General features: G+C 60.1%; 20 protein-coding genes. 10 read left to right on the top strand and 10 right to left on the bottom strand.

Features of this window, described 5'->3' with window-relative positions; all coding sequences use genetic code 11:
- Nucleotides 1–13: 13 nt before the first annotated feature.
- The 10 genes from F6V25_RS13375 to F6V25_RS13330 form a co-directional block, all read right to left on the bottom strand.
- The gene (locus F6V25_RS13375) at nucleotides 14–1,834 is read right to left on the bottom strand and encodes a glycosyltransferase family 39 protein (RefSeq protein WP_151129047.1); all 1,821 of its coding nucleotides are present in this window, start codon (nucleotides 1,832–1,834) and stop codon (nucleotides 14–16) included.
- Between the two features lie 198 nt (nucleotides 1,835–2,032).
- Nucleotides 2,033–3,463 carry an AdeC/AdeK/OprM family multidrug efflux complex outer membrane factor gene (gene adeC / locus F6V25_RS13370; protein ID WP_151129046.1) on the bottom strand — a complete coding sequence of 477 codons (1,431 nt, stop codon included), beginning with the start codon at nucleotides 3,461–3,463 and terminating at the stop codon, nucleotides 2,033–2,035.
- Nucleotide 3,464: 1 nt separating this feature from the next.
- Complete coding sequence (locus tag F6V25_RS13365; RefSeq protein ID WP_151129045.1) at nucleotides 3,465–6,638, bottom strand: efflux RND transporter permease subunit; 3,174 nt, start codon at nucleotides 6,636–6,638, stop codon at nucleotides 3,465–3,467.
- Nucleotides 6,639–6,650: 12 nt separating this feature from the next.
- Nucleotides 6,651–7,847, bottom strand: coding sequence for an efflux RND transporter periplasmic adaptor subunit (locus tag F6V25_RS13360; protein WP_151129044.1), 1,197 nt, complete (start codon nucleotides 7,845–7,847; stop codon nucleotides 6,651–6,653).
- Nucleotides 7,848–8,064: 217 nt separating this feature from the next.
- Complete coding sequence (locus tag F6V25_RS13355; RefSeq protein ID WP_151129043.1) at nucleotides 8,065–8,634, bottom strand: TetR/AcrR family transcriptional regulator; 570 nt, start codon at nucleotides 8,632–8,634, stop codon at nucleotides 8,065–8,067.
- 118 nt (nucleotides 8,635–8,752) lie between these two features.
- Nucleotides 8,753–10,021, bottom strand: coding sequence for a M48 family metallopeptidase (locus tag F6V25_RS13350; RefSeq protein ID WP_151129042.1), 1,269 nt, complete (start codon nucleotides 10,019–10,021; stop codon nucleotides 8,753–8,755).
- A 125-nt stretch (nucleotides 10,022–10,146) separates the two neighbouring features.
- The gene (gene elbB, locus F6V25_RS13345) at nucleotides 10,147–10,800 is read right to left on the bottom strand and encodes an isoprenoid biosynthesis glyoxalase ElbB (protein WP_151129041.1); all 654 of its coding nucleotides are present in this window, start codon (nucleotides 10,798–10,800) and stop codon (nucleotides 10,147–10,149) included.
- A 78-nt stretch (nucleotides 10,801–10,878) separates the two neighbouring features.
- Nucleotides 10,879–11,784: an NAD(P)H-binding protein gene (locus tag F6V25_RS13340; RefSeq protein ID WP_151129040.1), complete on the bottom strand. Its 906-nt coding sequence runs from the start codon at nucleotides 11,782–11,784 to the stop codon at nucleotides 10,879–10,881.
- A 90-nt stretch (nucleotides 11,785–11,874) separates the two neighbouring features.
- On the bottom strand, nucleotides 11,875–14,541 hold the full coding sequence (locus tag F6V25_RS13335) for a M16 family metallopeptidase (RefSeq protein ID WP_151129039.1): 2,667 nt from the start codon (nucleotides 14,539–14,541) through the stop codon (nucleotides 11,875–11,877).
- A gap of 269 nt (nucleotides 14,542–14,810) precedes the next feature.
- Nucleotides 14,811–15,668 (bottom strand): undecaprenyl-diphosphate phosphatase, encoded by an 858-nt coding sequence (locus tag F6V25_RS13330; protein ID WP_151129038.1) that lies wholly within the window; start codon nucleotides 15,666–15,668, stop codon nucleotides 14,811–14,813.
- Between the two features lie 415 nt (nucleotides 15,669–16,083).
- Here F6V25_RS13330 and F6V25_RS13325 point away from each other — a divergent pair, with 415 nt between their 5' ends.
- From F6V25_RS13325 to flgM, 10 genes are all read left to right on the top strand, one after another.
- Nucleotides 16,084–16,662, top strand: coding sequence for a hypothetical protein (locus tag F6V25_RS13325; protein ID WP_151129037.1), 579 nt, complete (start codon nucleotides 16,084–16,086; stop codon nucleotides 16,660–16,662).
- 219 nt (nucleotides 16,663–16,881) lie between these two features.
- Entirely contained in the window at nucleotides 16,882–19,197 is a 2,316-nt protein-coding gene (gene lon / locus F6V25_RS13320; RefSeq protein ID WP_151129036.1) for an endopeptidase La, read from the top strand.
- A gap of 180 nt (nucleotides 19,198–19,377) precedes the next feature.
- Nucleotides 19,378–20,124, top strand: coding sequence for an MlaE family ABC transporter permease (locus tag F6V25_RS13315; RefSeq protein WP_420849987.1), 747 nt, complete (start codon nucleotides 19,378–19,380; stop codon nucleotides 20,122–20,124).
- A 7-nt stretch (nucleotides 20,125–20,131) separates the two neighbouring features.
- Nucleotides 20,132–20,602: an EVE domain-containing protein gene (locus tag F6V25_RS13310; RefSeq protein WP_151129034.1), complete on the top strand. Its 471-nt coding sequence runs from the start codon at nucleotides 20,132–20,134 to the stop codon at nucleotides 20,600–20,602.
- On the top strand, nucleotides 20,599–21,351 hold the full coding sequence (locus F6V25_RS13305; protein ID WP_151129033.1) for an ABC transporter ATP-binding protein: 753 nt from the start codon (nucleotides 20,599–20,601) through the stop codon (nucleotides 21,349–21,351). The genes F6V25_RS13310 and F6V25_RS13305 overlap by 4 nt, the downstream gene beginning before the upstream one ends.
- A gap of 194 nt (nucleotides 21,352–21,545) precedes the next feature.
- Nucleotides 21,546–22,628 carry an MlaD family protein gene (locus F6V25_RS13300; RefSeq protein ID WP_151129032.1) on the top strand — a complete coding sequence of 361 codons (1,083 nt, stop codon included), beginning with the start codon at nucleotides 21,546–21,548 and terminating at the stop codon, nucleotides 22,626–22,628.
- 96 nt (nucleotides 22,629–22,724) lie between these two features.
- Entirely contained in the window at nucleotides 22,725–24,212 is a 1,488-nt protein-coding gene (locus tag F6V25_RS13295; RefSeq protein WP_151129031.1) for a M16 family metallopeptidase, read from the top strand.
- Nucleotides 24,209–25,636 carry a M16 family metallopeptidase gene (locus tag F6V25_RS13290; RefSeq protein WP_151129030.1) on the top strand — a complete coding sequence of 476 codons (1,428 nt, stop codon included), beginning with the start codon at nucleotides 24,209–24,211 and terminating at the stop codon, nucleotides 25,634–25,636. Before F6V25_RS13295 ends, F6V25_RS13290 begins: the two co-directional genes overlap by 4 nt.
- A 10-nt stretch (nucleotides 25,637–25,646) precedes the next feature.
- Nucleotides 25,647–26,063, top strand: a complete 417-nt coding sequence (locus tag F6V25_RS13285) for a bacteriohemerythrin (RefSeq protein WP_151129029.1) — start codon at nucleotides 25,647–25,649, stop codon at nucleotides 26,061–26,063.
- Between the two features lie 67 nt (nucleotides 26,064–26,130).
- A complete protein-coding gene (flgM, locus tag F6V25_RS13280) occupies nucleotides 26,131–26,415 on the top strand; it encodes a flagellar biosynthesis anti-sigma factor FlgM (RefSeq protein ID WP_151129028.1) in 285 nt (94 codons plus the stop codon).
- Nucleotides 26,416–26,445: the final 30 nt, after the last annotated feature.

The following is a 26,445-nucleotide window of genomic DNA, read 5'->3' as shown; positions in this document are numbered from 1 at the left end:
GGAGGTTGGAGCCTCAACGAGCGTCTCCCGCCGCTCCCTCCTCGTCAGCCGACCGCCGCTTCACGAAAGCGCTCTGCGTACCCGACGGTAACGCACCTCCTGCCGCGCTCCGGTTGCAGATCAGCATCTTTTTGCCTTTGGTGCCCAGGACGGAGGGTGCGGGGACGAGCCGGGGGGCAATCCGTTCGTAGTCGGCCCGCTTGAGCAACGCGGCAACCGGCCGTTCCCCCTGCCACAGCCGCAAGAAATCCGTTTCCTCGACAAACCAGGCCGTCTGGTCCCCCTGTCTGCTCCCGAACTCCAACTCCCCCCTGCCCCCCACCACCACCACCCGCTTCCCGGCATAAAACGGCAACGACTGTTCGTAACCGAATGAGACCAGGCAGCCGTCATGGGAGGTGGCCTGCCGCCCCAGCAGGGCGAGCTCTTTCGAAGACTTTTTGAACTCGATCCCCTCAAGGAACAATTGCAGCCCCATGGTCTCCAGAAAGTACGAACTGAGGCAGAGCCCGGCGAATAGGATCAGCAAGTTCCTTTTCCGGCCGGCCAGCCAGACCGCCGCCGCCATGGACAATGTCAGGCAGGCGACGACAACGCCCCCCAAAGGTGACAGGATGGGCGGTTTCGTCACCAGCGACCCGCCGGGCCGCACCAGCCCGGAACCGGTCAGAACCGGGGCAAGCTCCCGCACGTGCGGGTAGATAATAGCCAGCACGGCCATCACTGCCAAAAGCGCCCCCAGAAGGGCCTTTTCCGGCCCAAACGCCTGCTGCTGTTCCTCCCCGTCCATCAGGTCGGAGAACATCTTTCCGGTCAGGAGGGCCAGGGGCGGAAACACGGGAAGAATATACGGGATCAGCTTGGAGTGGGACGCGGAAAAGAAGAGGAAGATGAAGGCGGCCCAGACGAGCAGGAACAGCAGACGCTCTCCGTTCCGGCTGCGCCGTTCGCCCCAGGCCCGCGCAATGGCCCGCACGCCGTATAACGACCAGGGAAACATGGTCAGGAGCAGAATGGGGATGAAGAACCAGAACGGCTGGTAACGGTCATGGACCGTGGTGAGGAAACGTTCCAGGTGTTCGTGGATAAAGAAAAAACAGGCGAATGACGGATTGCGCGCCGAGACCAGCACGAACCAGGGAGCCGCCACTGCCAGGAAGAGCGCGCTGCCGCCGGGGAGGCGCATCTCCTTCAGCAGATGCCAGCGCCGGGTCGTTGCGAGGTAGATGACGATGATGCCTGCGGGGAAGAGCAGCCCGACCAGCCCCTTGGCGAGCACGGCCAGGGCCGAGAAGAGGTACAGTGCATAGTAGTAGCGCCCTTTATGCCGTTCCTGGTCATCGGCGGCGATGATGAAGCAGCACAGGGCCGCCGACAGGCACAGGGTCAACGTCATGTCGGTCAAATTGATGCGGGACTGGGCGATGAACCCGGTCGAGGTGCCCAGGATGAAGGCGGAGAATAGCCCCTCGCGCCTGCCGAACAGTTTGCGGCCGGTATGATAGACCAGCAGCACGGTCAAAAGACCCGCCAGCGCACCGGCAAACCGGGCGGCAAATTCATTGAGCCCGAAAAGCTCGAACGAAAGGGCGTTCAGCCAGTAGTGCAGGGGAGGCTTTTCGAAATAAGCGACATAGTTGAGCATCGGGGTGACGAAATCGCCTCGCTCCAGCATCTCCCGGGGGATTTCCGCATAACGCCCCTCGTCCGGCTCGATCAACCCGGCATTGCCGAGGAAGAGAAAGAAGGCCCCGCCGAACAGGATCACCAGTATCAGTATGTCGCGCAGCGCCGGATAGTGGCGGGGGAAGAAATAGGCCTTGAGATCTTTCATGACAACCATCCCTGGTACGGCAACAGTGCCCGGCAATGACAAATTGCTTCACTGCAATCGCCTGCCGGACACTGTCGTTTTTTTCACATTACTCTTTGTACCACACTTTTGTTAAGCTGCATGTTCGTCCGCTCCCCACCCGCACCGCACTTGCGGCCGCAGTTCGACCTGCTATGGGCGGTAGAGAGTGGCAACGGTCTATATGCCCCCGCCGCCAAGCACCTTGTAGAGCGTCACCAGGTTTGTCAGCCGCGAAAGGCTGATGGTGATCAGATTTTGCTGGGCCGCGTACTGGGAACGCTGGGAGTCCAGCACAACCAGGTAGCTATCGACCCCGTTGCGGTAACGCGCGTCGGACAGGTTGTAGCTCACGGTAGTAGCCTCGACCAGCGACTGCTGGGCCGCCAACTGGTCACCCAGGGTCCCGCGCTCCGCAAGGGCGTCGGCCACCTCTTTGAAGGCGGTCTGGATCGCCTTTTCATACTGGGCCACGTAGATCTGCCGGTCCACCTTCGCCACGTTCAGGTTGGCGCGGTTTGCCCCGCCATCGAAGATCGGCAGGGTGATCTGGGGAGCAAAAGCCCAGGCTGCCGAACCGGGCGCGAAGAGATTGGCGAGCTGGCTGCTGCTGGTGCCGGCGGAGGCGGTCAGGGAGATGCGCGGGAAGAAGGCGGCGCGGGCAGCCCCGATATTGGCGTTGGCCCCCTTGAGCAGGCTCTCGGCCAGGAGGATGTCGGGGCGGCGTTGCAGCACCTCCGACGGGAGCCCCGGACCGATCTCCTTCACCATGGCCGTCGTGCCGAGCTTGGACGGGAGCAACTCCGCCGGGACCGGGGAACCGACCAGCAGTGTCAGGCCGTTCTCATCCTGGGCCACCTGGGAGGTGAATTTTGCCATGTCCGCCCGTGCCGTGTCGACACTGGTCTGGGCCTGGCGCAGGTCGAGTTCCGACGATGCCCCCAGCTCGTAACGGCGTTTGGTCAGGTCGTAGGAGGCTTGCTGGCTGGCAAGCGTATCCGTGACGAGTTGCAGGCGTTCCCGGTCCGCGGCAAGGGTGAGGTAACTGCTGGCGACCTGGGCCACCAGGGAGATTTGGCTGCTGGTCCGCGCCTGTTCCGTGGCCAGGTACTGCTCCAGGGCCTGATCCTTGAGACTCCGCACCCGGCCGAAGAAGTCCAGTTCATAGGAACTAAAGCCCAGATTGGCGCTGTATGCGCGGGCGATATAGGCTTGCCCGCTACTCGAAACGCTTGCCGGGTAGCGCTGGACGGTGCCGCTGCCGGTGGCGTTGACCGTCGGGAAGAGTTCGGCCCGCTGGATCTGGTACATGGCCTGGTATTTCTCAATGGTGAGCGTGGCCACCCGCAGGTCGCGGTTATTGGCCAGCGCCAGATCGATGACCTTCCTCAGGTTCTCGTCCTGGAAGAAATCCTTCCAGGGGATGTCGGCAGCCGCCCGCTCACCCGGTTTGGCCGCGCTGTTCTTGTAAGCCGGACCGCTCGGCCATGCGGTCGGGGCGGGAGATTCGGGGCGCGTATAGGTGGGCGCCATGGTCGAGCAGCCGGCCAGGCAGATGAGTACACCCAACGGGAGGCACAGGGAAGTGGTTATGCGTTTGATATCTTTCATATCAGTTCACCTCCGAAGGTTTGGCGGCAACGTCCGGCTCTGCGGGGGGGAGCTGGTGGTACTGCTTCTTCCCGAACAGGCGGGAAACCAGGACAAAGAAAAACGGAATAAAGATCAGGTCGATGAAGGTTGCCGAAAGAAGACCACCGGTAACGGCGGTGCCGATGGCGTTCTGGGCCCCGGCCCCCGCTCCCTTGGTAAGGGCCAGCGGTAAGGTACCGAAAAAGAACGCCAGTGACGTCATGAGGACCGGCCTGAGCCGGATCTTCACCGCCGCCAGGGTGGCCTCGACCAAGCCGAGTCCCTGATGCATCTCGCTCTTGATGAACTGGATGATCAGGATGGCGTTCTTTGTTGAAAGCCCCACGGTGGTGAGCAGGCCGATCTGGAGGTAGATGTCGTTGGGGAGCACCCGCAGGGTAACCGCCGTAACCGCACCCACCAGGCCAAGCGGCAGCATCAGCATATTGACGAACGGGATGGTCCAGCTCTCATACAGCGCCGCCACGCTGAGGAACACCACGATCAGCGAGATGGCGTAGAGCGCCGGTGCCTGGGCACCCGCCTGTTTCTCCTCGTAGGAGAGACCGGTCCACTCATACCCGATCCCCGGGGGCAATTGGGCGGCCATCTTCTCCATCTCGGCCATGGCTTCACCCGTACTCACCCCGGTTGCAGCCTGCCCCTGAATCTCCACGGAGGAAAGACCGTTATAGCGTTCCAGACGTGGCGAGCCGTACTGCCAGCGGGCGGTGGCAAAGGACGAGAACGGCACCATGTCACCGTTTTTATTGGTGACGTACCAGGTGTTGATATCCTCCGGCACCATGCGGTACTTGGCATCGGACTGGAGATAGACCTTCTTGACCCGTCCGTTTTCAAGGAAGTCGTTCACGTAGGAACTACCCCAGGCAGTGGCCAGAACGCTGTTGACATCCGCCAGGGCAACCCCTTGGGCCCCGGCCCTCACGTCATCGATATCCAGTTTGAACTGGGGAGAATCGTCCTGGCCGTTGGGGCGCACCGCCATCAGTTTCGGATTCTTCGCGGCCATGCCCAAAAGCTGGTTACGGGCTTCCATCAGCTTTTCGTGGCCAACTCCGCTACGATCCTGAAGCATGAAGTCAAAACCGTTGGCCTGCCCCAGTTCAATTACCGCAGGGGGTGAAATGGCAAAAACCAGGCCGTCCTTGATCTTGGAGAAAGCCCCCATGGCTCGCGCGGCAATAGCAGGCGCCTTCAGGTCAGGGGACTGGCGAAGCTTCCAGTCCTTGAGCTTCACAAAGGCAAGTCCCATATTCTGACCGCGACCGGCAAAGCTGATACCCGCCACTGTAACCACCGATTCCACGGTCTTTTGTTCCTGCTCGTTGAAGTGCTTTTCCAGCTGTCGTATGACCTGGATGGTCCGTTCCTCCGTAGCCCCTGCCGGCAACTGGATCTGGCAGATGATGAACCCCTGGTCCTCATCCGGCAGAAACGCGGTTGGCAGGCGCAGGAAGAGGACCGCCATGCACGCGACGATGGCACCGTACACCACCAGATAGCGTAGCGGCTTGCCGAAGGAGCGGCCGACAATCCCCTCGTACTGTTTCCTGCGGCGGTCAAACCAGTCGTTGAACAGATGAAAGGGCCTCTTGAACCAGCCCGATTCACCAGGGACATGCCCCTTCGCCACCGGCTTGAGCAGGGTGGCGCAGAGGGCCGGAGTGAGGGTCATGGCCAGTACTACCGAGAGGATCATGGCGGAGACGATGGTAATGGAAAACTGGCGGTAGATGACGCCGGTGGAACCGCCGAAAAAGGCCATGGGTGTAAAGACCGCCGTCAACACGGTGACGATCCCCCAGAGGGCGCCGGTAATCTGCCCCATGGACTTGATGGTCGCCTCCTTTGGAGGTAACCCCTCTTCGCTCATGATGCGTTCCACGTTCTCGACCACGACGATGGCGTCGTCAACCAGGAGGCCGATGACAATGACCAGGGCGAACATGGTGAGGGTGTTGATGGAGAACCCGCAGGCCGACAAGACCCCGAAGGTGCCCAAGAGCACCACCGGCACCGCGATGGTGGGGATCAGCGTCGCCCGGATGTTCTGCAGGAACACGAACATGATGATAAAGACCAGGAAGACCGCCTCAAACAAGGTCTTGACCACCTCTTCGATGGAGATCTTGACAAAGGGGGTGGTGTCATAAGGGTAGACCACCTTGACGCCGGCAGGGAAGAACTTGGACAATTCCGTCATCTTTGCCTTGATCCTGGTGGCGGTATCCAGCGCATTGGCACCGGCGGCCAACCTGATGGCCATCATACCCACCGATTTCCCTTTGTAGAAACCGTTGATATCATAGCTTTCCGTACCGATCTTGCACTCGGCCACATCCTTCAGCTTGACCGTGGAGCCGTCGCTGTTGGTACGCAGGATGATCTCCCCGAACTGCTCCGGCGTCTGGAGCAGGGTCCGGGCTGTGATGGTGGCGTTTAATTGCTGTCCCTGCATAGCGGGGGTGCCGCCGAACTGACCTGCTGAGACTTGGGCGTTCTGGGCCGTGACCGCATTACTCACATCAGTGGAAGTCAGCTTGTAGTTGTTCAGCTTGGTCGGATTCAGCCAGATGCGCATGGCGTTCTGGGAACCGAACACCTGCAGCTCGCCCACCCCTTCGAGCCGGCTGACGATATCCTGCACGTTGGCCACCAGGTAGTCGGTCAGGCTGTAGCGGTCCATGGAGCCGTCTTCCGAGACGAGACCAACAAGTATCAGGTAGTTCTTTGTGGACTTGACCACCGAAATCCCCTGTTTCTGCACAACCTGGGGCAAAAGTGGGGTGGCCAGTTGCAGCTTGTTCTGTACCTGGACCTGGGCGATGTTCGGGTCGGTGCCGGCCTTGAAGGTCAGGTTGATGGCCACAGCCCCGGCGGAATCGCTGGTGGACGCCATATAAATCAGGTTGTCGATACCGTTAAGTTTCTGTTCGACGACCTGGGTAACCGTATCCTGCACCGTCTGGGCCGAGGCCCCCGGATAGACAGCGTTGATGGTGATCTGGGGCGGCGCAATCGGCGGATACTGGGAGACCGGCAATGTCTTGATTGCCAGAAGACCCGCCAGCATGATCATGATAGCGATCACCCAGGCAAAGATCGGGCGATTGATGAAAAAACGAGGCATGGAGGATCTCCTTTATTTTTTTGCTGCGGCGGGCTGGGTTGCTCCAGCGGGAGTCGCGGCAGGCGTGCTGCCGAAGGGAACGGCCTTGACCGGCGTTCCCGGGCGCGCCTTCTGCAGCCCTTCCAGAATCACGCGGTCACCCGCCTTGAGGCCGTCGCTGACCAGCCAGTTCTCTCCGACGGTCCGGGCAACCTTGATGACTCGCGGTTCCACCTTCTCCTCTGCCCCGACCACCATAACCGTGGCTTCGCCCTTCTGGTTGCGGCTCACGCCGCGTTGCGGGACCAGGATGGCGTTCTCGTTTATCCCCTCCTCAAGAATGGCACGGACGAACATGCCGGGCAACAGGGCCTGTTTCGGGTTCGGGAAGACCGCCCGCAGGGTAACGGAGCCGGTGCTCTGATTCACGGTAACCTCGGAAAATTTCAGGGAGCCCGGCAACGGATAGGCGCTGCCGTCCTCCATCATCAGCTTGACCCGGGCCTGGGTTGCCGCGTTGCTTTTCAGCAGCCCGCTGGCCAGGCTCTGTTTCAGGCGCAGCAGTTCGGCGCTGGACTGGGTGACATCCACATACATGGAGCTCAGCTGCTGGATGGTGGCCAGGGCCGTAGTCTGGCTTGCGGTCACCAACGCCCCGTCGGTCACGGCCGAACGGCCGATCCGCCCGGAGATGGGAGCCGTTACCTTGGTATAGGCCAGATTGATGCGAGCGGTTTCCACCGCGGCTTTGGAGGAGGCCACATCGGCCTCGCCCTGTTTGAGCGCGGCGTAGGCGTCATCGTAATCCTGCTGGCTGACCGCCTTGATCTTTACCAGCTCCTTATAGCGTCCCGCCTTCAGCCGGACGCTCGCCAGACTGGCTTCAGACTTGGCAAGGGCAGCCTTGGCGCTGGCGTAGGTCGCCTGATAGGTCGCCGGGTCAATCTGGTAAAGCACCTGCCCAGCCTTGACATCGCTTCCTTCGGTGAAAATCCGCTTCTGGATGATCCCGTTGACCTGGGGGCGGACTTCGGCAATCAGGTGGGGCGAGGTACGCCCCGGCAATTCCGTCGTCAGGGCCACGCGCTGCGGCTGAATAACCACCACCCCCACTTCGGGGGGGCCGGCCTTCGGTGCTGCTACCTGCTTTTTCCCGCAGCCCGTCAGCAGCAGCCCGCCAACAAAAACCCCCATGAGGGTAATCAGCATGATTCTTACATTGTTTTGCATGGAACACCTCTAAATTGAATAATTTCCGGCTCAACCACAGCGTTGAGGCGAATCGTGTTGTTATGTACTGATAACGAGAGACAACGGTGGCATCTAAATGGTTACGTCATGAGTGGCAACCCTATTGGAATCACGTTAGAATTCGTTTAGAATGAACACTCATTCAAAAAAAGGTTTTAAAAAAAGCCGTATCCGAAACCGCTCCGTCGTTATGCGGTTATCGCCGTACGGAATCCCAACTTGCGGCAACGACCTCCTCTATGAGAGGTTTATCCAGGGTGATGAACCCGAGGATATGGTCCCGCATCACCGCGAGCAGCGGGCCAAACGCCAGGGAATCGATGACAAAAAACGGCAGATCCTTCAAGACCTGCTGGGCAACGCCCTGTTCGAACAGGTCGTTATACACCGTGCGCTTGCCCGGCTCACCCATGATTCTATCCCTGCGAAAGGCCGTGCCGTACGGGGAGTTGTAAAATTGCTCCCCATAGCGGAAATCGAGGGGGTTGGCGATGAAGTAGGTGATGAGACGCGTCCCGAGATGGATAAACCGCTCCCTGATCGGTCCTGTTTCCGGATAGCCCTTGAGGATGAAGGCCGATACCCGCTTCTCGATATCCCGGTAAAGCTCGTTGATGAGGATATCCTTGCTCTTGAAGTAGAGATAGATCGTACCGGCGCCGACCCCGGCCCGGTCGGCGATCAGGGAAACCGAAGCCCCATGGAAGCCGCACTCGGCGATAAGTTTACGTGCTGCATTAAAAATGTCGTCGCGCTTGCAGGACATTTTTTCTCCTATTCTGAATGATCACTCATTCAGAATAGGAGCGCGCGTCTTCTCTGTCAAGATTTTTTTGCACACAACAAAAACAGTGGCACCAACCGCAGCGACAAAGCCCAGAGGGTCAGGGGGACCGGTCCCCGTTGCCGGTGCCAGAGATTGCATTCAGCAGCGCCCGGACCCTCTCCACGGCTGGCGGATGGGAATAATAGAAAGCGGCATACCAGGGATGGGGGAACAGATTGGAGAGGTTCTCGACCGACAGCTTAACCAGGGCCGAGGCCAGATCCTGGGGGCGGCCGGTCAGGTCGGTGGCGAAGCGGTCCGCCTCCCGTTCGTGGCAACGGGAGCGCCACGCCGAAAACGGTGTCGCGGGGAACAGCACCAATGAGCCGATAAAGCCTAAGATGACCATCCGGGACGGAAGGGAGAGGTCTCCCCCAAACCCCAGGAGGCCGGGCAGGGCGGGCCAGGTGAGCAGTTTGAAACTGATCCAGGCCCCGCCAAAGGCCATGAGTTCCGCCGTCACCAGCCGTTTCCAGATATGCCCCTTCTTCCAGTGGCCGATTTCGTGGGCCAGCACCGCCACGATCTCGCCGTGGGTCATCTGCTCGATGAGGGTATCGAACAGCACGATGCGCTTGACCTTGCCGATGCCGGTAAAGTAGGCGTTGGAATGCTTGCTGCGCCGGGAGGCGTCCATCTGCATCACCCGCCCCACCGTAAGTCCCGCCTTCCCCATCATGACGCGGATATCCTCCTCCAACCCCTCCTCGGTAACCGGCTCGAACTTATTGAAAAGCGGTTCAATCACATAGGGGGAGATAAACATCATGAACAGGCTGAACAGCGCCATAAAGGCCCACACCCAAATCCACCAGCGGTGGGGGCTCCACTGGATCAGCCAGAAGGCCACGGCAACCAGGAGGGTCAGCAGAAGGGCGCCGATGGCCTGGGATTTGAAAAAATCCATAAGCCATAGCTTCGGCGTAGTCGTGTTGAAGCCGTAACGGCTCTCGATGCGAAACGTGCCGTACAGATCGAACGGAATGCCCAGCAGGGTCTGTATCCAGGTGAGGAGAAGAAAATAGAGGATGGCCGAGGTGATGACGCCCCCGCAAAGCCCCATGACAAACCGGTCATATACCACAATCAGGCCGCCGAACAGGAACAGGATCAAAAGCCCATTGTCGAACAGCGACTCCCACAGTCCGAGCCGGCTGCTGTCGAGTGTGTAGGCGGTACTTGAACGCAGCTTGTCTTCGTCGATACTCCCCGCGAACTCCTCGGGCACGGCCGAGCCGTATTGTTTCAGATGGCGCAGATTGATGTGACGCAACCAGTACGTAAAAGCGGTGACCAGGGCAAACAGGATGAACAGGGCCAATTTCATCGTTCCTTTTCCTTCTTCCATTTCTGGACCGCAAAGAAGGCACGGAGATGACCCCGTGCCTTCTTTGCGTATGGTCGAGCAGAGAGTCGACAGATTTTTACAAAGGGGGAGACCATATCATATCGTCATAGCAATGCAATTACTTCCTTCACGCATTTGTCGATCCCTTCGTACGTCTCCGAGATACGGTGCGCCAGCATGTAGGCCGGGGTGGACACGATCTTGTTCGTGCGGTCCACGACGAATTCGGTGACCGGACACTCCTGATGCCGGGCGCCGGTCTTTTCGATTTCAGCCGCCGTGCCCGCATCATTGCCGATGGTCAGGGTCGGCGCCTTATCCTTGCCCAGCACCATCGCCACAACGGCCGGGGCAATGCAGATGGCACCGATCGGCTTACCGGCCGTCACCATCTCCCGGAGCAGGCGGGCCACCTCGGGGTGGACCGTGGCGCCGGCCCCCTTGACGGCAAAATCGCACAGGTTTTTCACCGCCCCGAATCCGCCGGGGAGGACTACGGCGTCCAGGTCAGCCGCTTGTACCTCGCTGATATCACGGATATTGCCACGGGCAATGCGGGCGGCCTCAACCAGCGCGTTGCGCTTGTTCCCGGTTTCCTGCATGGTCAGATGATTGGTCTCGGGAAAATCGGCATTGGGCGCCATGCAGACCGCCTCGGCCCCGTTCCGGTCGATTGCCAGGAGGGCAAAAACCGCCTCGTGAATCTCGCTGCCGTCGCGCACTCCGCAGCCCGAAAGCACCACACCGATCTTTTTCATAGCACTTCCTCCTCCACAATTATGGTTGCAATGGCTTGAGCGGCAGTAATCGCCGCGGGGCACCGTGCGAATCCATCCTTATCGTTTACTTTCTGCCAGCGCCCGGCGCACCGCCTCGTCGTAGGGGGTAAGCGACAGCGGAATCAACTCGCGGATGGCGTTTTCACGGCAGACCACCTCGTTGCTCAGCCCTTCGATGAGCGGCATGGAAACCGAGGGGGACACCGGCGTAATCAGCCCGACCCAGTAGGACGAAAGCTTGGGGGTGAGCACCGGCACGGGCAGAATATAGATGGTACGACCAGCGATGCGGGCAAAGCGCTCCATCATCTCCCGGTAGGTCAGCACCTCGGGGCCGCCGATGTCGAAGGTTCGCCCGGCGGTGCGCTCGTCCTCCAGACAGCCGCTCAGATAGGCGATCACGTCGTCCACGGCGATCGGCTGGCAGCGGGTCGAAACCCAGCGCGGAGTGATCATCACCGGCAAGCGGTTCACCAGGGCCCGGACCATTTCGAACGAGGCCCCGCCTGCCCCGATGATCACGGCAGCCCGCAGAAAGGTCGTGGCAAAACGCCCGGAGGCAAGAATCCCGGCCACTTCCCGGCGGCTCTTGAGATGCTCCGACAGGGTATCGCCGGTCTCCCCCAATCCGCCCAAATAGATCACCCGCCGCACCCCGGCCCTGTCGGCAGCCCGCACAAAATTGCCGGCCGCCTCCCGGTCCCGGCGCTCGAAGCCGGCACGCCCCCCCGCCATGGAATGCACCAGGTAATAGACGCTGTCGATCCCTTCCAGGGCGCGCGCCAGTGAGGACGGCGCCAGCATGTCGGCCCGCACGACCTCGGCGGCGTCGGGGACGCCCGCAATGGATTCCCGCACCATGCAGCGCACGTTGCAGCCCCGGTCCAGCAGGCTTTTGGAAAGCCGCCGACCGATGAATCCGGCCGCTCCGGTTATGAGGACGACAGTATGCGTGATCGCCATGAGAAGGTTATTGTGACACAACTTTACCGGATGGCAAGAGACCGGATTTCCGCCCCCATTCCAGCACCTCGCACGATAAAGGTTAGCGCATCATTGCGGTTCCGGCCCACTGGTAACCTGAACAAATTCCGCAGGCCTGATCCATCGTGAAAAAGCGGACCTTACCTGGGTAGCGGTTATCTTCTGATATTTGTCGGCCGCACGGATGGGCTCGTCCAACGGCAAATCCATTTGTGACAGATGAAGAAGCCCCATGGCGATACCTGAGGTGCTGATGTTGGACAGCAATACCTGGTGGACAAGAAGATTCTTTGCCCGAGACAGCTCTTCAGGGGTGACGAGCCTCGTCTGCATGTCCGCCAGATCCCGTTCTATGATTGAGCGGGCTTTCGAGACATTCTGGGGGTCGCAGCCGTAATCCACGCCAAAGGTGGAGCGTGTTTTACCTATGTTCAGATAGGCTTCCACCGCATAGACCAAACCATTGTTCTCGCGGAGATCGTGATAGAACCTGGTTGCGTAAAACGCCCCGGTAAGGATGTGGAGGCCGACTTGCAGGGGGTAGTAATCCGGGTGTGAACGGGTCATGCCGAGCGTCTCTTCGAGGGTAATCTCATCCTGCACCCTGCTTTTGTTGGGAACCACTACCGCTGCAGATCTGTTGCCGGCTATGGGCTGATACTCGGTTTCAGGCTTGGGACCTTCAGCTTTCCAGGCGCCGAAATATTTCTCGATGGTGGCCTTTGCCTCTTCAGGGGTGACGTTCCCAACGACCACGATGGTCGTCACGTCGGGCCGGAAAACAGCATGGTAATAGTCTTGGACGTCCGCAAGGGTGAGTCTGTCGACCGTTTCCGGCTTGGCATAACGGAGTGCCGGGTCGTCTTTCGGGTAGAGGGCTGTTTTAAGGGCCCGACCGGCCAACCATTTCGGGCTCGTTTCCTGGCCGGCAAGAAGCGAGGAGGTTTCCTTCTGCACAACCTTGAATGCCTCCTCTGGAAGCGCGGGATTGATCAGGTTATCTGCTATGAGTTCTACTCCCCGGTCAAAATGCCTCTTTACAACCTGAAGAGAGAACAAACTCCCCACCTCGGCGTCAGCGGCAATTTCATCCAGGGAGGCCTGAAAAGCCAGGCGATCCAGGCGCCTGCTGCCATAAGAGAAAAGGCCATCCAGAATCTCATCAACCCCCTCCTTGCTGGGGGGCGTTTCAAGCCCGGGGTTGTTCTTTACGCGGCCATAGAGCGTTACTGTATCGCTTGTCCTGGTCGTTTTGACGATGAGCCGCATGCCGTTCTTTAGTTTCAGATCGACGGGCCCTTCCTTCGTCACTCCAACCTTGACGGGCTTGGTGACGTGAGCGGCCCATGGAGGGAGTTTCACCCGCTTCACCTGCTTGGGGGTGAATGACTCATTGGTGCGGCCGGAATTTTTGGACTCCACGGGGCTGCCGGACGACCTGGGCGTCATAATCGCGGTGATGGCCGTATCATTGATCAGAAAATTCCGTGCAACACGGTTGACATCATCAACGGTAACCTTACTGATGGCCGTGATATCATCGTCAGGGGAGGAGCGACCTTCCAGGGCAAGGGCCTGAGACCATGCAGAGGCCAAGCCCTCAACCGAGTTCTTTTGAAACTCCGCCTGGGCGATCTCATGACGCTTGGAGGCTTCGATCAACTCTGAGGGAACACCATTTGTGACATACCCCCGGATAATCTTCTTGATGGTTTCCACCATGAGACGCCCGTCTTCCCCCCGGGGGAATGCCGATAGAGCAAAACTGTAGCCCATCTTGGGCAAGGCATAACTGTCAAAGCTCGCCGAGAGCGCCTTGCCTTCCGGGACAAGGGCATAAAGATTAGCGCGCTGGCTGGACAGGACATCCGACAAAACCATCCCGGCGGCATAATCGGGGCTCTCCAATCCGGGGAACCGGTATGCAACGAGAGCCAGCCCGTAAGACAGATCCGAGTCAAGCTCCATCTCGGCAGGCTTGAGGGGGGACAGGTTAATCGGGGTACGTGCAGGCAGCTTTTTCCGGGGGATAGGTCCAAACAGGCGTTTGACCATCGCCAGGGTTCGGTGCGGGTCAACATTGCCCGCTATGACCAGAATCGCATTGTTCGGCGCGTACCAGTCATCGTAAAACCTCTTGAGCATGGCGCCGGTCGTTTTATCGAAGGACGCCACCGTGCCGAGGGCATCATGCTCGTAAGGGGACCCCTCGAACAGCTTGCCCAGCAGTCGGGTGCTCAGGATATACTTGGGATCGGACAGGTCCTGAACCACCTCCTGCTCGATGGCCCCGCGCTCCTCCCCCCAGGCCTTGGCGGAATCAAGGATTCCGCGCATGCGCACCGCCTCGACATGAAGTGCGGTTTCCATGTCTTCAACCGGTACGGTAAAGAAGTATTGTGTCAGGGACTGTTCGGTTTGGGCATTGAAATTTCCGCCCATGGCGGCGATGATGGATGACAACTGATCAGAAGAAAGCCCCGGATTGCCGCGGAACATCATGTGTTCCTGGGCATGTGCCATCCCCGGGAAGCCGGGAGGGGCCTCGTTTGAGCCGACGAGGTAGTTGACCTGGGTCGTGACGACCGGGGCCAGGGAGTTCTGCACGATGACCACCCGCAGGCCATTTTTCAGGGTGGCCTTGGTAACCTCGCCGGATAAAGCGGGGTTAACCCCGGTGACGAGAAAGATGACCAGGGCAAAAACAAAACCGGTATATCGACTGATCCTGTTCATGGGGGGTATCCTCCACACATTTAAAACATTCCTGTTTGAGTGCTGACGGTCACAAGCCCCTGTTATCCCAACAAAGCTTATTTGTGTTGCAAGCCGGTCCTCAGGTTGTCCCGTTTTTTCACCAGGGAGCCGATGGTGACGCCGCGATCGAACTCCGCCTTGCTGATGCTGTGGGCGCCATGGAGCAACAGGACCATTGCTCCGGTCTCCTTGGCAACCATCAAAGAACGTAAATGGATTAATATCGGTGGGTAGTTACGCCGGAATTTTCATACGCCGACCCCATGGAAAATAAACACAACGAGTGAGGCGCACAGGCAATAGTAGCCGAAGAAGTGCCAGCGCCCTTTCTCCAACCAGTTGGAGAGCCAGCGCAGGGCCAGAAGTCCCGCGAGGAAACTCGACACCATCCCCACGACACCGGGGAGGAAGAGCCCCATCAGATCCGCTCCCGATGTGGCAAACTCATGCGCTTTGAGCAACCGCAGAATCTCACGGGCGATGACGGGCGGGGTCAGCACCACGGCCAGGGCAAAACTAAATTCCTCGGCCTTTACCCTGGCGACCCCCAGCAAAAGACCGACGGATATGGTCGCCCCGGAACGGGAAAAGCCCCGGAACGGGAGGCAGAGCCCCTGCACCATACCGATCAAGATTGACTCTCCAGTCTTAATCTCACGGGACTCCACCAGGGGTCTTCTTCTCAGGCCGGCGATAATGATCAAAAGCGCCGCCGCGGCCAGGGCCGCCGAGATAAGGCCCAGATTACCGAACAACAGTTCGATCTCGGCATGTGGGACGTTGCCCAAGGCAAAATGTTCGATCAACGCCTTCAGTGCCAGCCCCACAGCTCCAGTCGAGATCGTGGCGAGCATGATCAGCTTGAGGGATGCCAGAAATTGCCGGCGCGAGGCAAAGAACCCACTCTTCCAGGATTTCCAGAAATAGCAGATCACCGCAAACATGGTGCCGGTGTGGAGCATGACTAAAAGCAGCGTCATCTCGGGGGTGGTCGGGTCGAGTCCCATCAGTTTGGCAATCACAATGACATGGGCGGAACTGGACACGGGCAATAGCTCGGCGGCCCCTTGGACTGCCGCAAGAATAAGGATATGGACTATGGTCATGGAGGGTGTCACCTACTGATCGGTCGGAATAGTGGAAAAACGGGAGTCTCCGGATAGAGCAGACTAGCATAAAAAACATGACTCTGCCAGATGACAACGCCACAATTGGTTCAAAACTTGCTAGAATGTCGGCAACGGCTATTCATTGTAGTTTGACCGGCATCTTGCCTGAAAATGATTGCAATATCTCAAACCAATGGCAAAATGGGCCGATGGGCCGTACTTGACGGCACTGCCACCGTAAGGTTCGGGAATCTGATCCTTGTATCTGCGGTTAAACCGCGGTTTCCATGACCAGCAATCTCAGCAATAATGAGGGATACCAATATCCATGTGCCCCCACACCTCCGCTTACCGGACCGAACTCTTCCCCCAGCACGAAGCGTCCATCGGGCGCTTGACCCGGGACTAGGCCATGTCTCTGCCCCGCGATCAGGAAATCGCCTGCCAGCAGGTCCTGGTGGACGACTCGTCGGTCTTCTCCATCCAGTGGAGCGTCTTCCCGGCCACCCTTGCGGCGCCGCTCACGCCGGAGATACTCCTGAACCGCTATCTGGCCTACATCCGCCGGTGCACCGCCACCATCATCCGCCCCCACTGCTCGGCCTCGGGCATTCAGTTCCGCCTGTTCACCAGCCGGTGGAGCCTGATCAGCTTTCTCCCACCGGTGAAAGAGCAACAGGCCGTCGTGCTGCGCATCTGCGGCGGCATGCTGGTACAGCCGGGCCAGTGCGAGCGGGGCGAACTGCGCTTCGGCGTCAAAGAGCTGCCGGACGGCATCCGCGTCTCCCTGGAACTCTCGGAATATTGCCCCCTGCTCCTCGGCAGCCCCTCGCCCTCGACGTTCCGCCGCCTGCTCTACCGCCTCTCCCAGGCGGCCATTCACCGGCTGGTGACGGTTCGCTTTCTGGCGCTGCTCTATCGGGAACTGGCGGGGCCGGGCGCCCGCGTTCGCGTTGTGGGTGTCAAGGTGCGGGACGGACAGCCGGTGTAGGTTCGCTGCCGTATCGGCCGCGCGCCCATGGACCCGACCGAAAGCATACCCACAACCGGCCTACCCCACGTGGCCAGAACCACGTGAATTTTATATAATTACCAGACCATGGCCGGCGAAGATCGTCGTTTGGGGGTTTAGATTTTTGAATAAGCCCCGAAAGTATGTTAAAAGAATAAGACATCACTTATCACCCCTTCAGACAAGGAACAGGTTTCCATGCCCCATACAAACATCGAAATACCGGAAAGGCTGCCGCTCTACCCCCAGAAGGAGATGGTACCCTTTCCCTACATGATCTTCCCGCTCTACGTGGACGAGCGCGAATTGCGCGTCTTCTCCGAAGCGGACAATTATGAAAAGTATGTGGCCATCGTGCTGCTCCGCCCGGATGCCGCCACTGCCAGTACCCTGGCGGATATGAGCGAGATCGGGACCCTCTGCCGGGTCAACCAGATCAAAAAGCTGGGTGACGGCAGATTCAAGGTGACCCTGGAGGGGATGGCCCGGCTGCGCATCCTGGGCATCGAGCAGACCGCCCCGGTCATGTTGGCCACTTGCGAACTGGTGCGGGAATTCGTGGAGAAGAGCCTGGTTTCCGAGGCGCTGGTGCAGAGCTTGAACGCCCTGCTGAAGATCTCCCTTTCCCACGGCAAGCCGCTGCCGGATGACGTCATGAAGATGATCGACTACATCGACAACCCGGCACGCCTGTCCGACCTGGTGGCGCTGTACGTCAACCTGCCGGCCTCCGACCTGCAGGAATTGCTGGAAACCGTCGATCCCCTGGACCGCCTCAAAAAGGTCTATGTGCACCTGACCAACGAGGTCCAGCGCATGCAGATCAAGAACGAGGTCTCCAGCGAGGTGACCCGCCGGGTCGGCAAAAACCAGAAGGAATACATCCTGCGCGAGCAGATGAAGCATATCCAAGAAGAGCTGGGCGAGGAAGACCCCCGCGCCTCGGACATGAACGAGTTGCGGCGGCTGATCGAGGAGGCCGGCCTGCCGGAAGAGGTCCAGAAGATCGCCGACAAGGAACTCAAGCGGTTGGAGCGGATCAACCCGGCCTCCCCCGAGTACACCGTATCCCGCACCTACCTGGACTATCTGGCCGGCATGCCCTGGAACAAGAGTACGGAAGACAGCCTGGACATGGTCCGGGCCGAGGAGATCCTCAACGAAGACCATTACGACCTGAAAAAGGTCAAGGAACGCATCATGGAGTTCCTGGCGGTGCGCTCCCTCAAGGAGAACATGAAGGGACCGGTGCTCTGTTTCGTCGGCCCTCCCGGGGTGGGCAAGACCAGCCTGGGCAAATCCATCGCCCGCTCCCTGGGGCGCAAGTTCGTGCGCATCTCCCTGGGGGGGGTGCGGGACGAGGCCGAAATCCGCGGCCACCGCCGCACCTACATCGGCGCCCTGCCCGGCCGGATCATCAAGGAACTCTTCCGCTGCGGCAGCAACAACCCGGTCTTCATGCTGGACGAGATCGACAAACTGGGGCTGGACTTCCGCGGCGACCCGGCCTCGGCACTGCTGGAGGTGCTGGACCCGGAGCAGAACTTCTCCTTCAACGACCATTACCTGGACGTCCCCTTCGACCTGTCCAAGGTCATGTTCATCACCACCGCCAACCAGCTCGACCCGATCCCCGGCCCGCTCAAGGACCGCATGGAGGTCATCCGTCTGGCCGGCTACAGCACCGAGGAGAAGCTGCACATCGCCCGCAACTTCATCATCCGCCGCGAGATCGAGGAAAACGGCCTCGCCAACACACCTCCCGAGTTCCATGACGCGGCGGTGCTGAAGGTTATCAGCGACTACACTCGCGAGGCGGGTGTGCGCAACCTGCAACGCACCATCGGCTCGGTCTGCCGCAAGGTGGCCAAGGAGATCACCCAGAAAAAGGAGCCCCGCAAGGAGATCACCACCGAGGTGGTGACGGAACTGCTCGGGCCGCGCAAGTTCCACAACGAGGTGGCGGCCGAGGACGACCGGATCGGCGTGGTGACCGGCATGGCCTGGACCGAGACCGGCGGCGACATCCTCTTCGTGGAGGCCACCAGCATGCCGGGCAAGCCGGAACTGATCCTAACCGGCTCCCTGGGGGACGTGATGAAGGAATCGGCCCGGGCCGCGCTCTCCTACGTGGAGGCCCATTACGGCGATTTCGGCATTGCCCCGGACGCCTTCGAAAACAGGGTCATCCATATCCACGTGCCGTCAGGGGCCATCCCCAAGGATGGCCCGTCCGCCGGCGTGACCATGGTCACGGCCCTGGTGTCGCTCCTGACGAACAGGCCCGCCAAGCGCGGTGTATCCATGACCGGCGAGATCACCCTGACCGGCAGGGTACTGGCCATCGGCGGCCTCAAGGAAAAGGTACTGGCCGCCCACCGGGCCGGAGTCAGGAAAATCATCGCCCCGGACCGCAACCGCGACGACCTCGAGGATATCCCCGAAAACGTGCGCAAGGAGTTGGAGTTCACCTTTATCCACGAGGCTGCCGAGGCGGTGGCCGTGGCGCTGTAGGAGGTTGTTGAAAAACAGCCATCTCGCCGCCGTCCTCGAAAGCCCTTTTGTGCGGCGTAGCGCTGCTACGCCTCCGCAGGACTTTCTGCGGCTGCGACGATCTGGCTATTTTTGAACAACCTGGTTTTTTAACAACCTGTTAAAAGGTACTGAATGAACATCGCCGTCATCGACAAGATCATGTTGAACTTCTTCGCCGAGCTCCAGGGGTGGTTCGCCCTGGCGGCCACGACCTTCGCACGCGTGTTCCGCCGCCCCTATTATTACCGTGAATTCGCCGTGCAGTTCGATAAACTCGGTTTTTCCTCCCTGTTCATCTGCATGCTGACCGGCCTGTTCACCGGCATGGTCATGGCCCTGCAGGCCTTGGTGCAGCTCAAGCCCTTTGCCGCCACCAGCTACGTGGGGGGCATGGTGGCGGTGACCATGATCAAGGAGTTGGGGCCGGTGCTGGCCTCCCTCATGGTGGCCGGCCGGGTCGGCTCCGCCATTACCGCAGAGTTGGGCACCATGGTGGTCACCGAGCAGGTTGACGCCATGCGGGTGGAGGGGACCGACATCGTCAAGCGGCTGGTTGCCCCGCGGCTGAAGGCCATGCTCCTGGCGCTGCCGCTCCTGACCGCGGCGGCCGACGCCGTCTCGCTCCTGGGTGGGTATATCATGGCCTCGGGCTACGGCATCAATCCCACCATGTACCTCAAGGGCATCCCCCAGTTCATGGTCTTCCAGGACCTGATCGAAGGATTGGTCAAACCGACCTTCTTCGGCTTCCTGATCGCCATGACCGGCTGCTACGTGGGGCTCAACACCCGCGGCGGGGCCGAAGGGGTGGGCAACTCGGCCAAACAGGCGGTGGTGGTTTCGTCGGTGCTGATCCTGATGTTCGATTTTTTCCTGACCAAGATCTTCGTGGTCTTCAGGGGATAGGATAACCATGGCCTACTGGCTTTTCAAAACCGAACCGGGCTGTTTTTCCTTCGATGACCTGAAGGCCCGCCCGAACATGACCGAACCGTGGGACGGGGTACGCAACTACCAGGCGCGCAATTTTCTGCGGGACCGGATCAAGCCGGGCGACCGGGTGCTGTTCTACCACAGCAACATCCCCGAGCCGGCCGTTGTCGGCATTGCCGAGGTCGTGCGGGAGGGATACCCCGATTCCACGGCCATGAACCCGGCGGGCGAGCATTTCGACCCCAAGGCGTCGCCGGACAACCCGATCTGGTACATGGTGGACGTACGCTATGGCGAGCCGCTCCCCCGGCCGGTCTCCCTCGAACAGATCAAGGGCAATCCCCTTCTGGCCGAAATGCCGCTGGTCAAGCGCAGCCGCCTCTCGGTCCTGCCGGTAACGGCCGATGAGTGGCGGATCATTCTGATCATGGGCGGAGCGGAACCCACATGAGCGGCAGCGATTCCATCCGCATGGAGAAACTCTCCTACTCGGTGGGGGGGCGGAAGATTCTGGAGGATTTCGACTTCTGCCTGGATCGGGGCGTCAACCGCACCATCCTGGGGGTAAGCGGCGCCGGCAAGACCACGATCCTCAAGCTGCTCCTGGGGCTGCTGCCCCCCCAATCGGGGCGGGTCTGCATCGGCGACGTCTGCATCACCGGCCAACCGGAGTCAATCTTCAGCGAGCAACGCAAGCGCATCGCCATCGTCTTCCAGGGAGGGGCGCTGTTCGACTCCATGACCGTGGGGGAGAACGTGGGCTACCGCCTGTTCGAGGAGGGGCGCCTCTCCGAAGGGGAGATCGAGGGGATCGTGCGGGAAAAGCTCTCCTTCGTGGGTGTGGAAGAGGCCCTAAACCTCTATCCTGCCGAACTGTCGGGCGGCATGAAAAAACGGGTCGCCATCGCCCGCGCCCTGGCGGCCAACCCGGATTTCATCTTCTTCGACGAGCCGACCACCGGCCTCGACCCCATCGGTGTCTATAACATCTGCAACCTGATGCAGCGCTTGCAGGCCGAGGGGAAGACCACTCTCATGGTGACCCACGACCTGGCCACAGCCTTCGCCACCTCGGAGCGCTTCACCTTCCTGCACCAGGCGCGGATGATCTTCGAGGGGACCGAAGCGGAGATGCGGGCCAGCACGATCCCGGAGGTGCAGCAGTTCTTGCAGCCGACGAAAGAGTCGCTGTTTGTGTAAACACGCATTATTGCCACGGAGGCACGGAGGGATCGCAGAGTCTGGAGTTTTGAGCAGATGGGCACCGTAACGACGGTATCCTCTTCCCGGCTCATCTCAAGATTCCACGTCCTGCATTTTCTCAAAGTTTTTCTCCGTGTCTCTGTGGCTCTGTGGCAGATTGTGATTTTAAACCGGAACAGGCGGGATTCGATATGGAACGGAGCAACAAGATAGGCTGGGCCCAGGTACGCGCCGGCGTGTTCATCTTCGTAGCGATGATATGCGTTGCCGGCGGGGTGCTGGTGATGGGACAGAAGACCAAGATGTTCGTCCCCAAGGGGAAACTGCAGGTGGTGATGGACGATGTGGCCGGCCTCAAGGAGGGCGCCCCGGTCTGGCTGGCCGGGGTGGACGTGGGGGTCGTGACCGATATCCGTTTTGCCGATCCCAAGAAAACCAATGAGGTGGATATCCATCTGGAGATCGATGACGAGGCGCTGAAAAAGATCGGCGCCGATTCGAAGATCACCATCAAGACCCGGGGGCTCATGGGGGAAAAGTACGTGGACATCACCCCGTCGCAACAATATTTTGAAAAACCGGTCGCCGTCCTGCGCGGTACGCCGGTCACGAAACTGGACGACGTGCTGCAGAAAGCCGGCACCACCTTCGACCGCCTGAACACGATCGTGGACAATATCACCCAGGGCAAGGGGACCTTGGGCAAGCTGACCACCGACGCCAGCCTCTACACCAACATCGTCAGCCTGACCGGGGAACTCCACGCGCTGGCGGTCACCATCAACCGCGGCGAGGGGACCCTGGGCAAGCTGAACCGCAACCCCGAGCCCTACAACAGACTGGTCAGCATCCTCAACCGGGCCGACCAGACGCTCCGGGACATCCAGGAGTCCGACGGCACCCTGAACAAGCTGATCTACGACAAGGCGCTCTACGACAAGCTGGTCACCCTGGCGCAAAAGAGCAATGATGCCGCCGACTATGTACGGGAACTGAACAAGAAGATCACCTCCAAGGACAGCACCCTCGGCCTGTTGATCAATGACCGGGAGTTCTACGACAAGGGGCTGTCGCTCCTGACCAGGGCCGACAATTCGGTCAAGTCCATCGAGGAGGTCACCGCCAGGATCAAGAGCGGCGAGGGGACGGCCGGCAAGCTGGTGACCGACAAGGAGCTGTACGAGCGCATGAACCGCATGGTGGACAACCTGGACGCCCTGGTGAAGGACTTCAAGGAGCACCCCCGCAAATACATCAAATTCTCATTGTTTTAAATCGCCCATCATCTTACCATGATAGACACGGTTCCGGCCTCCGATCAGGAGACCGGCACCGTGTCGAACTAAAAGAAAAACCAGAGGTGAAAACCTATGAAACGGATGTGGTTGTTTCTCATAGCGCTCTGTCTGTGCTCAACCAGCCTCTTTGCCGCCGGATTGGAAGACAAGGTTGTCGAGCATACCATGAAGAACGGCATGAAACTCCTGCTGGTTGAGCGCCATACCTCCCCGACCGTGGCGGCCTGGATCCGGTTCCGGGTGGGGAGCGTGGACGAACGGAGCGACGAGCAGGGCATCGCCCACATGCTGGAACATATGCTCTTCAAGGGTACCACCACCCTGGGGACCAAGAACTATGCCGCGGAAAAACCGCTTTTGGACAAGATCGAACAGACCGCCCAGGCGATGATCGCGGAGAAGGCCAGGGGGGATAAGGGAGACAAGGCCAAGGTAGCCGACCTGGAGAAGCAGCTGGCGGCGCTGGAGGCGGAGGCGTCCCGCTATGTCATCAAGGATGAGTTCTTCGAACTGTACGCCAAAAACGGCGGCGTGGGGTACAACGCCTTCACCAGCCGCGACGGCACCACCTACCTGATAAACCTGCCGGCCAACAAACTGGAGTTGTGGGCGGCCATCGAGTCCGACCGCATGCAGAACGCCGTGCTGCGCGAGTTTTATTCGGAGCGGGCCGTGGTGATGGAAGAGCGCCGTCGTTCCACCGACGCCGACCCGGAGAACAAGCTGTGGGAGACCTTCGTCGCCTCGGGCTTCCTGGTCCATCCCTACGCCCATCCCACCATCGGCTGGATGTCGGATATCGAGAACCTGACCCGCACCAAGGCCGAACGCTTCTTCCACTCCTACTACGGCCCCCAAAGCGCCATCGTGGCCATCGTGGGGGACATTGACACCAAGGCGACCATCGGACTGGTGGAACGCTATTTCGGCGCCATCAAGCCCGGAAAGCTCCCGGCACCGGTCACGGCCGAAGAACCGAAGCAGGAGGGGGAACGGCGCATCGAACTGATGGCCGAGGCCGAGCCGACCATGATGGTCGGTTTCCACAAGCCCGCCATCAATGCGGCCGACGATTACGTCTTCGACGTGATCAGCATGATCCTGGGCAACAGCCGGACCTCGCGCCTGCACAAAAAGCTGGTCATCGAAAAGCAGATCGCCACGGAGGTGGGGGTCTTCGATGCCCCGGGCAGCCGCTACCCCAACCTCTTCCTTGTCAGCGCCAATCCCCGCGCCCCCCATACCACCAGGGAGGTTGAGGAGGCCATCCTCCATGAACTGGAACTACTCAAGACCGAACCGGTCGCCGAACGGGACCTGCAGCGGGTCCTCAACAAGATCGAGTATGAAGAGGCCCGCAGGATGGGCACCAACGGCGGCTTGGCCCGCAACCTGACCGAGTACGAGGCGGTCGCCGGCACCTGGCGCTACATGACCGAGTACCGCCGCAAGGTGGCGTCGGTCACCGCCGCCGATATCCAGCGGGTGGCCAGACAGTATTTCACCGAGGAGAACCGCATGGTTGGATTCCTTAGCAAAAAGGGGGGTGACGGCAAATGAAACGACTGATCCTCTCCCTCGTGCTCCTTGTTACGGCCTGGGCGGCTGTTTCCGCCGCCGATGGCGGAAAGGCCGATCCCCGCACCATGAGCTTCCCCGAGCTGCGCTTCGAGATCCCCACCGCCGAACGGGTGGTGCTGGATTGCGGCATGCCGGTCTACCTGCTGCGGGACACGGAACTGCCCATCATCAACATCACGGCCCTGGTTCGCACCGGATCGGTCTATGAGCCGGCTACCAAAGCCGGCCTGGCCGCCCTGACCGGCAGCGTCATGCGCAGCGGCGGCGCCGGCGGACTCTCGCCGGAACAGATGGACGACGAGCTGGAGTTCATGGCCTCGGCGGTGGAGAGCGGCATCGGCCCCGACATGGGCACGGTCTCCCTCACGTCGCTCACCAAGAACTTCAGCCGGACCCTGCGCATCTTCGGCGATGTGCTGCTGCGCCCCGATTTCAGCCAGAAGCGGGTCGATATCGCTCGCAAGCACCTGATCGAGGGATTACGGCGGCAGAACGACGACCCCAAGGAGATCGCCGGACGGGAACTCAATCGGGCCATCTACGCCGGCCACCCCCTGGGCGCGGTCCCTACCTTTGCCTCGGCCAACGCCATTACGCGCCAGGACATGGTTGATTTCCATCGCCGCTTCTTCCGGCCGGACGCGATGATCCTGGCGATATCGGGGGATTTCGACCGTGGGGCCCTGCTCCGGGAGTTGAACGCCGTTTTCGGCAAACCGGCCATTGCCCCTCCGGCGGCGCTGCCGGATATCCCCCAGCCGAAGGCGGAATTCCGCCCCGAGGTGATCTACGGCAAAAAAGAGGTCAACCAGACCGTGATCCGCATGGGGCACCTGGGGGTCACCAAAGACTCCCCCGACATCTACGCCCTGCGTATCATGGACTATATCCTGGGGGGGAGCTTCACCTCGCGCCTGACCATGGAGATCCGCACCAATCAGGGACTGGCCTATAACGTTGACAGCCGCTTCGACGTGGGTCGGCGCTTCACCGGCACCTTCATCGCCGAAACCGAGACCAAGGCCGGGTCCACCGGCAAGGCCGTCTCCCTGATGGAGGAGATCATCGCCGGTATGACCAGGGAGCCGGTGAGCGACCAAGAGTTGAAGGCTGCCAAGGAATATATCATCAACTCCTTCATGTTCGGCTTCACCAGCCCTGCTTCCATCGTGACCCAACGGGCGCGACTGGAGTTCTACGGCTATGCTCCCGGCTATCTGGAAGGCTATCGGGGCAACATCGCCCGGGTGACGAAGGAGGATGTGCTGGCTGCCGCCCGAAGGCATCTGAGACCCGAGGCGTTTAAACTGGTGGTGGTGGGCGATGCCGCCAAATTCGACAAACCGCTGACCGCCTTCGGCACTGTCCGCGAACTGGATCTCAGGCAACAACCTGAAAAGTAAGGGGGGAATTATGGCACTTCCTGAGTGGGATGAAAGCATGGCGCTACATCTTCCCGCCGTCGACAGCCAGCACAAGCGGTTGCTCGGCTGGATCAAGGCGCTGGGCGACGCAGTGCAGAAGGGCGAGGGCGCCCGGATCATCGACGAGGTACTGCAAGACCTGATCAACTACGTTCACGAGCACTTCTCCGCCGAGGAGCGCCTGATGCTTACCCATAACTTTCCCGGCTTTACGGGCCACCGCCAGGAACACGATTTTTTCGTTGCCAAGCTCAAGGATCTGCATACCGGCGTCACGAGCGGGGAGGAGTTGAGCGGCAAGACCCTGGACTTTCTGATCGATTGGACGATCTCCCATATCAAGGGAACCGACCAGAAATACGGGCATTTTATCCGGGAAACCGCGGCAGGTTCCAAATTGGATTAAAGCTTTACCCCTACTCTGCCGATGTAGTTTAAAAGAGCAGAAGAGTACGTTTGCAGAGGAGGCCGCCATGAAGATCGAAACCGGTGTTCAAGCCCTGGCCAAGCCGCAGAGAAAAGAGATAAAAGGTTCATCCGCGCAGAGGAGCGCCGATGCCACGTCGGCACAGGATGAGGGGGACGCATTCAGCGTCGAGCTTTCATCGACCACCGAGAAGCTGCTGTCTGCCGCCCCTACTGAAGAGACCATCCGCTGGGAGAAGGTCGCCTCCATCAGGGACCGGTTGGCGGCGGGCACCTACAATATCAGCGGCAAGGATGTCGCGGCCAAGATGCTGAATGCCTTTACGGGCTGACGAAAAAACCCCACCGGTATCGGCGGGGTT

This window comes from Oryzomonas japonica (assembly GCF_008802365.1).
In the GTDB taxonomy this organism is placed as follows: Bacteria; Desulfobacterota; Desulfuromonadia; order Geobacterales; family Pseudopelobacteraceae; genus Oryzomonas; species Oryzomonas japonica.
Note: the sequence above shows the minus strand (reverse complement) of the source record. Positions and strands in the feature narration are given on the sequence as shown.

Excerpts from the sequence above, each read along its gene's own strand:
- F6V25_RS13325 (WP_151129037.1), top strand. The coding sequence starts at position 16,084 with ATGTCTCTGCCCCGCGATCAGGAAATCGCCTGCCAGCAGGTCCTGGTG.
- F6V25_RS13360 (WP_151129044.1), bottom strand. The coding sequence starts at position 7,847 with ATGCAAAACAATGTAAGAATCATGCTGATTACCCTCATGGGGGTTTTT.
- F6V25_RS13310 (WP_151129034.1), top strand. The coding sequence starts at position 20,132 with ATGGCCTACTGGCTTTTCAAAACCGAACCGGGCTGTTTTTCCTTCGAT.
- F6V25_RS13350 (WP_151129042.1), bottom strand. The coding sequence starts at position 10,021 with ATGAAATTGGCCCTGTTCATCCTGTTTGCCCTGGTCACCGCTTTTACG.
- flgM (WP_151129028.1), top strand. The coding sequence starts at position 26,131 with ATGAAGATCGAAACCGGTGTTCAAGCCCTGGCCAAGCCGCAGAGAAAA.
- F6V25_RS13355 (WP_151129043.1), bottom strand. The coding sequence starts at position 8,634 with ATGTCCTGCAAGCGCGACGACATTTTTAATGCAGCACGTAAACTTATC.
- F6V25_RS13340 (WP_151129040.1), bottom strand. The coding sequence starts at position 11,784 with ATGGCGATCACGCATACTGTCGTCCTCATAACCGGAGCGGCCGGATTC.
- F6V25_RS13285 (WP_151129029.1), top strand. The coding sequence starts at position 25,647 with ATGGCACTTCCTGAGTGGGATGAAAGCATGGCGCTACATCTTCCCGCC.
- F6V25_RS13375 (WP_151129047.1), bottom strand. The coding sequence starts at position 1,834 with ATGAAAGATCTCAAGGCCTATTTCTTCCCCCGCCACTATCCGGCGCTG.
- lon (WP_151129036.1), top strand. The coding sequence starts at position 16,882 with ATGCCCCATACAAACATCGAAATACCGGAAAGGCTGCCGCTCTACCCC.
- F6V25_RS13295 (WP_151129031.1), top strand. The coding sequence starts at position 22,725 with ATGAAACGGATGTGGTTGTTTCTCATAGCGCTCTGTCTGTGCTCAACC.
- F6V25_RS13305 (WP_151129033.1), top strand. The coding sequence starts at position 20,599 with ATGAGCGGCAGCGATTCCATCCGCATGGAGAAACTCTCCTACTCGGTG.
- elbB (WP_151129041.1), bottom strand. The coding sequence starts at position 10,800 with ATGAAAAAGATCGGTGTGGTGCTTTCGGGCTGCGGAGTGCGCGACGGC.
- F6V25_RS13365 (WP_151129045.1), bottom strand. The coding sequence starts at position 6,638 with ATGCCTCGTTTTTTCATCAATCGCCCGATCTTTGCCTGGGTGATCGCT.
- adeC (WP_151129046.1), bottom strand. The coding sequence starts at position 3,463 with ATGAAAGATATCAAACGCATAACCACTTCCCTGTGCCTCCCGTTGGGT.
- F6V25_RS13290 (WP_151129030.1), top strand. The coding sequence starts at position 24,209 with ATGAAACGACTGATCCTCTCCCTCGTGCTCCTTGTTACGGCCTGGGCG.
- F6V25_RS13315 (WP_420849987.1), top strand. The coding sequence starts at position 19,378 with ATGTTGAACTTCTTCGCCGAGCTCCAGGGGTGGTTCGCCCTGGCGGCC.
- F6V25_RS13335 (WP_151129039.1), bottom strand. The coding sequence starts at position 14,541 with ATGAACAGGATCAGTCGATATACCGGTTTTGTTTTTGCCCTGGTCATC.
- F6V25_RS13330 (WP_151129038.1), bottom strand. The coding sequence starts at position 15,668 with ATGACCATAGTCCATATCCTTATTCTTGCGGCAGTCCAAGGGGCCGCC.
- F6V25_RS13300 (WP_151129032.1), top strand. The coding sequence starts at position 21,546 with ATGGAACGGAGCAACAAGATAGGCTGGGCCCAGGTACGCGCCGGCGTG.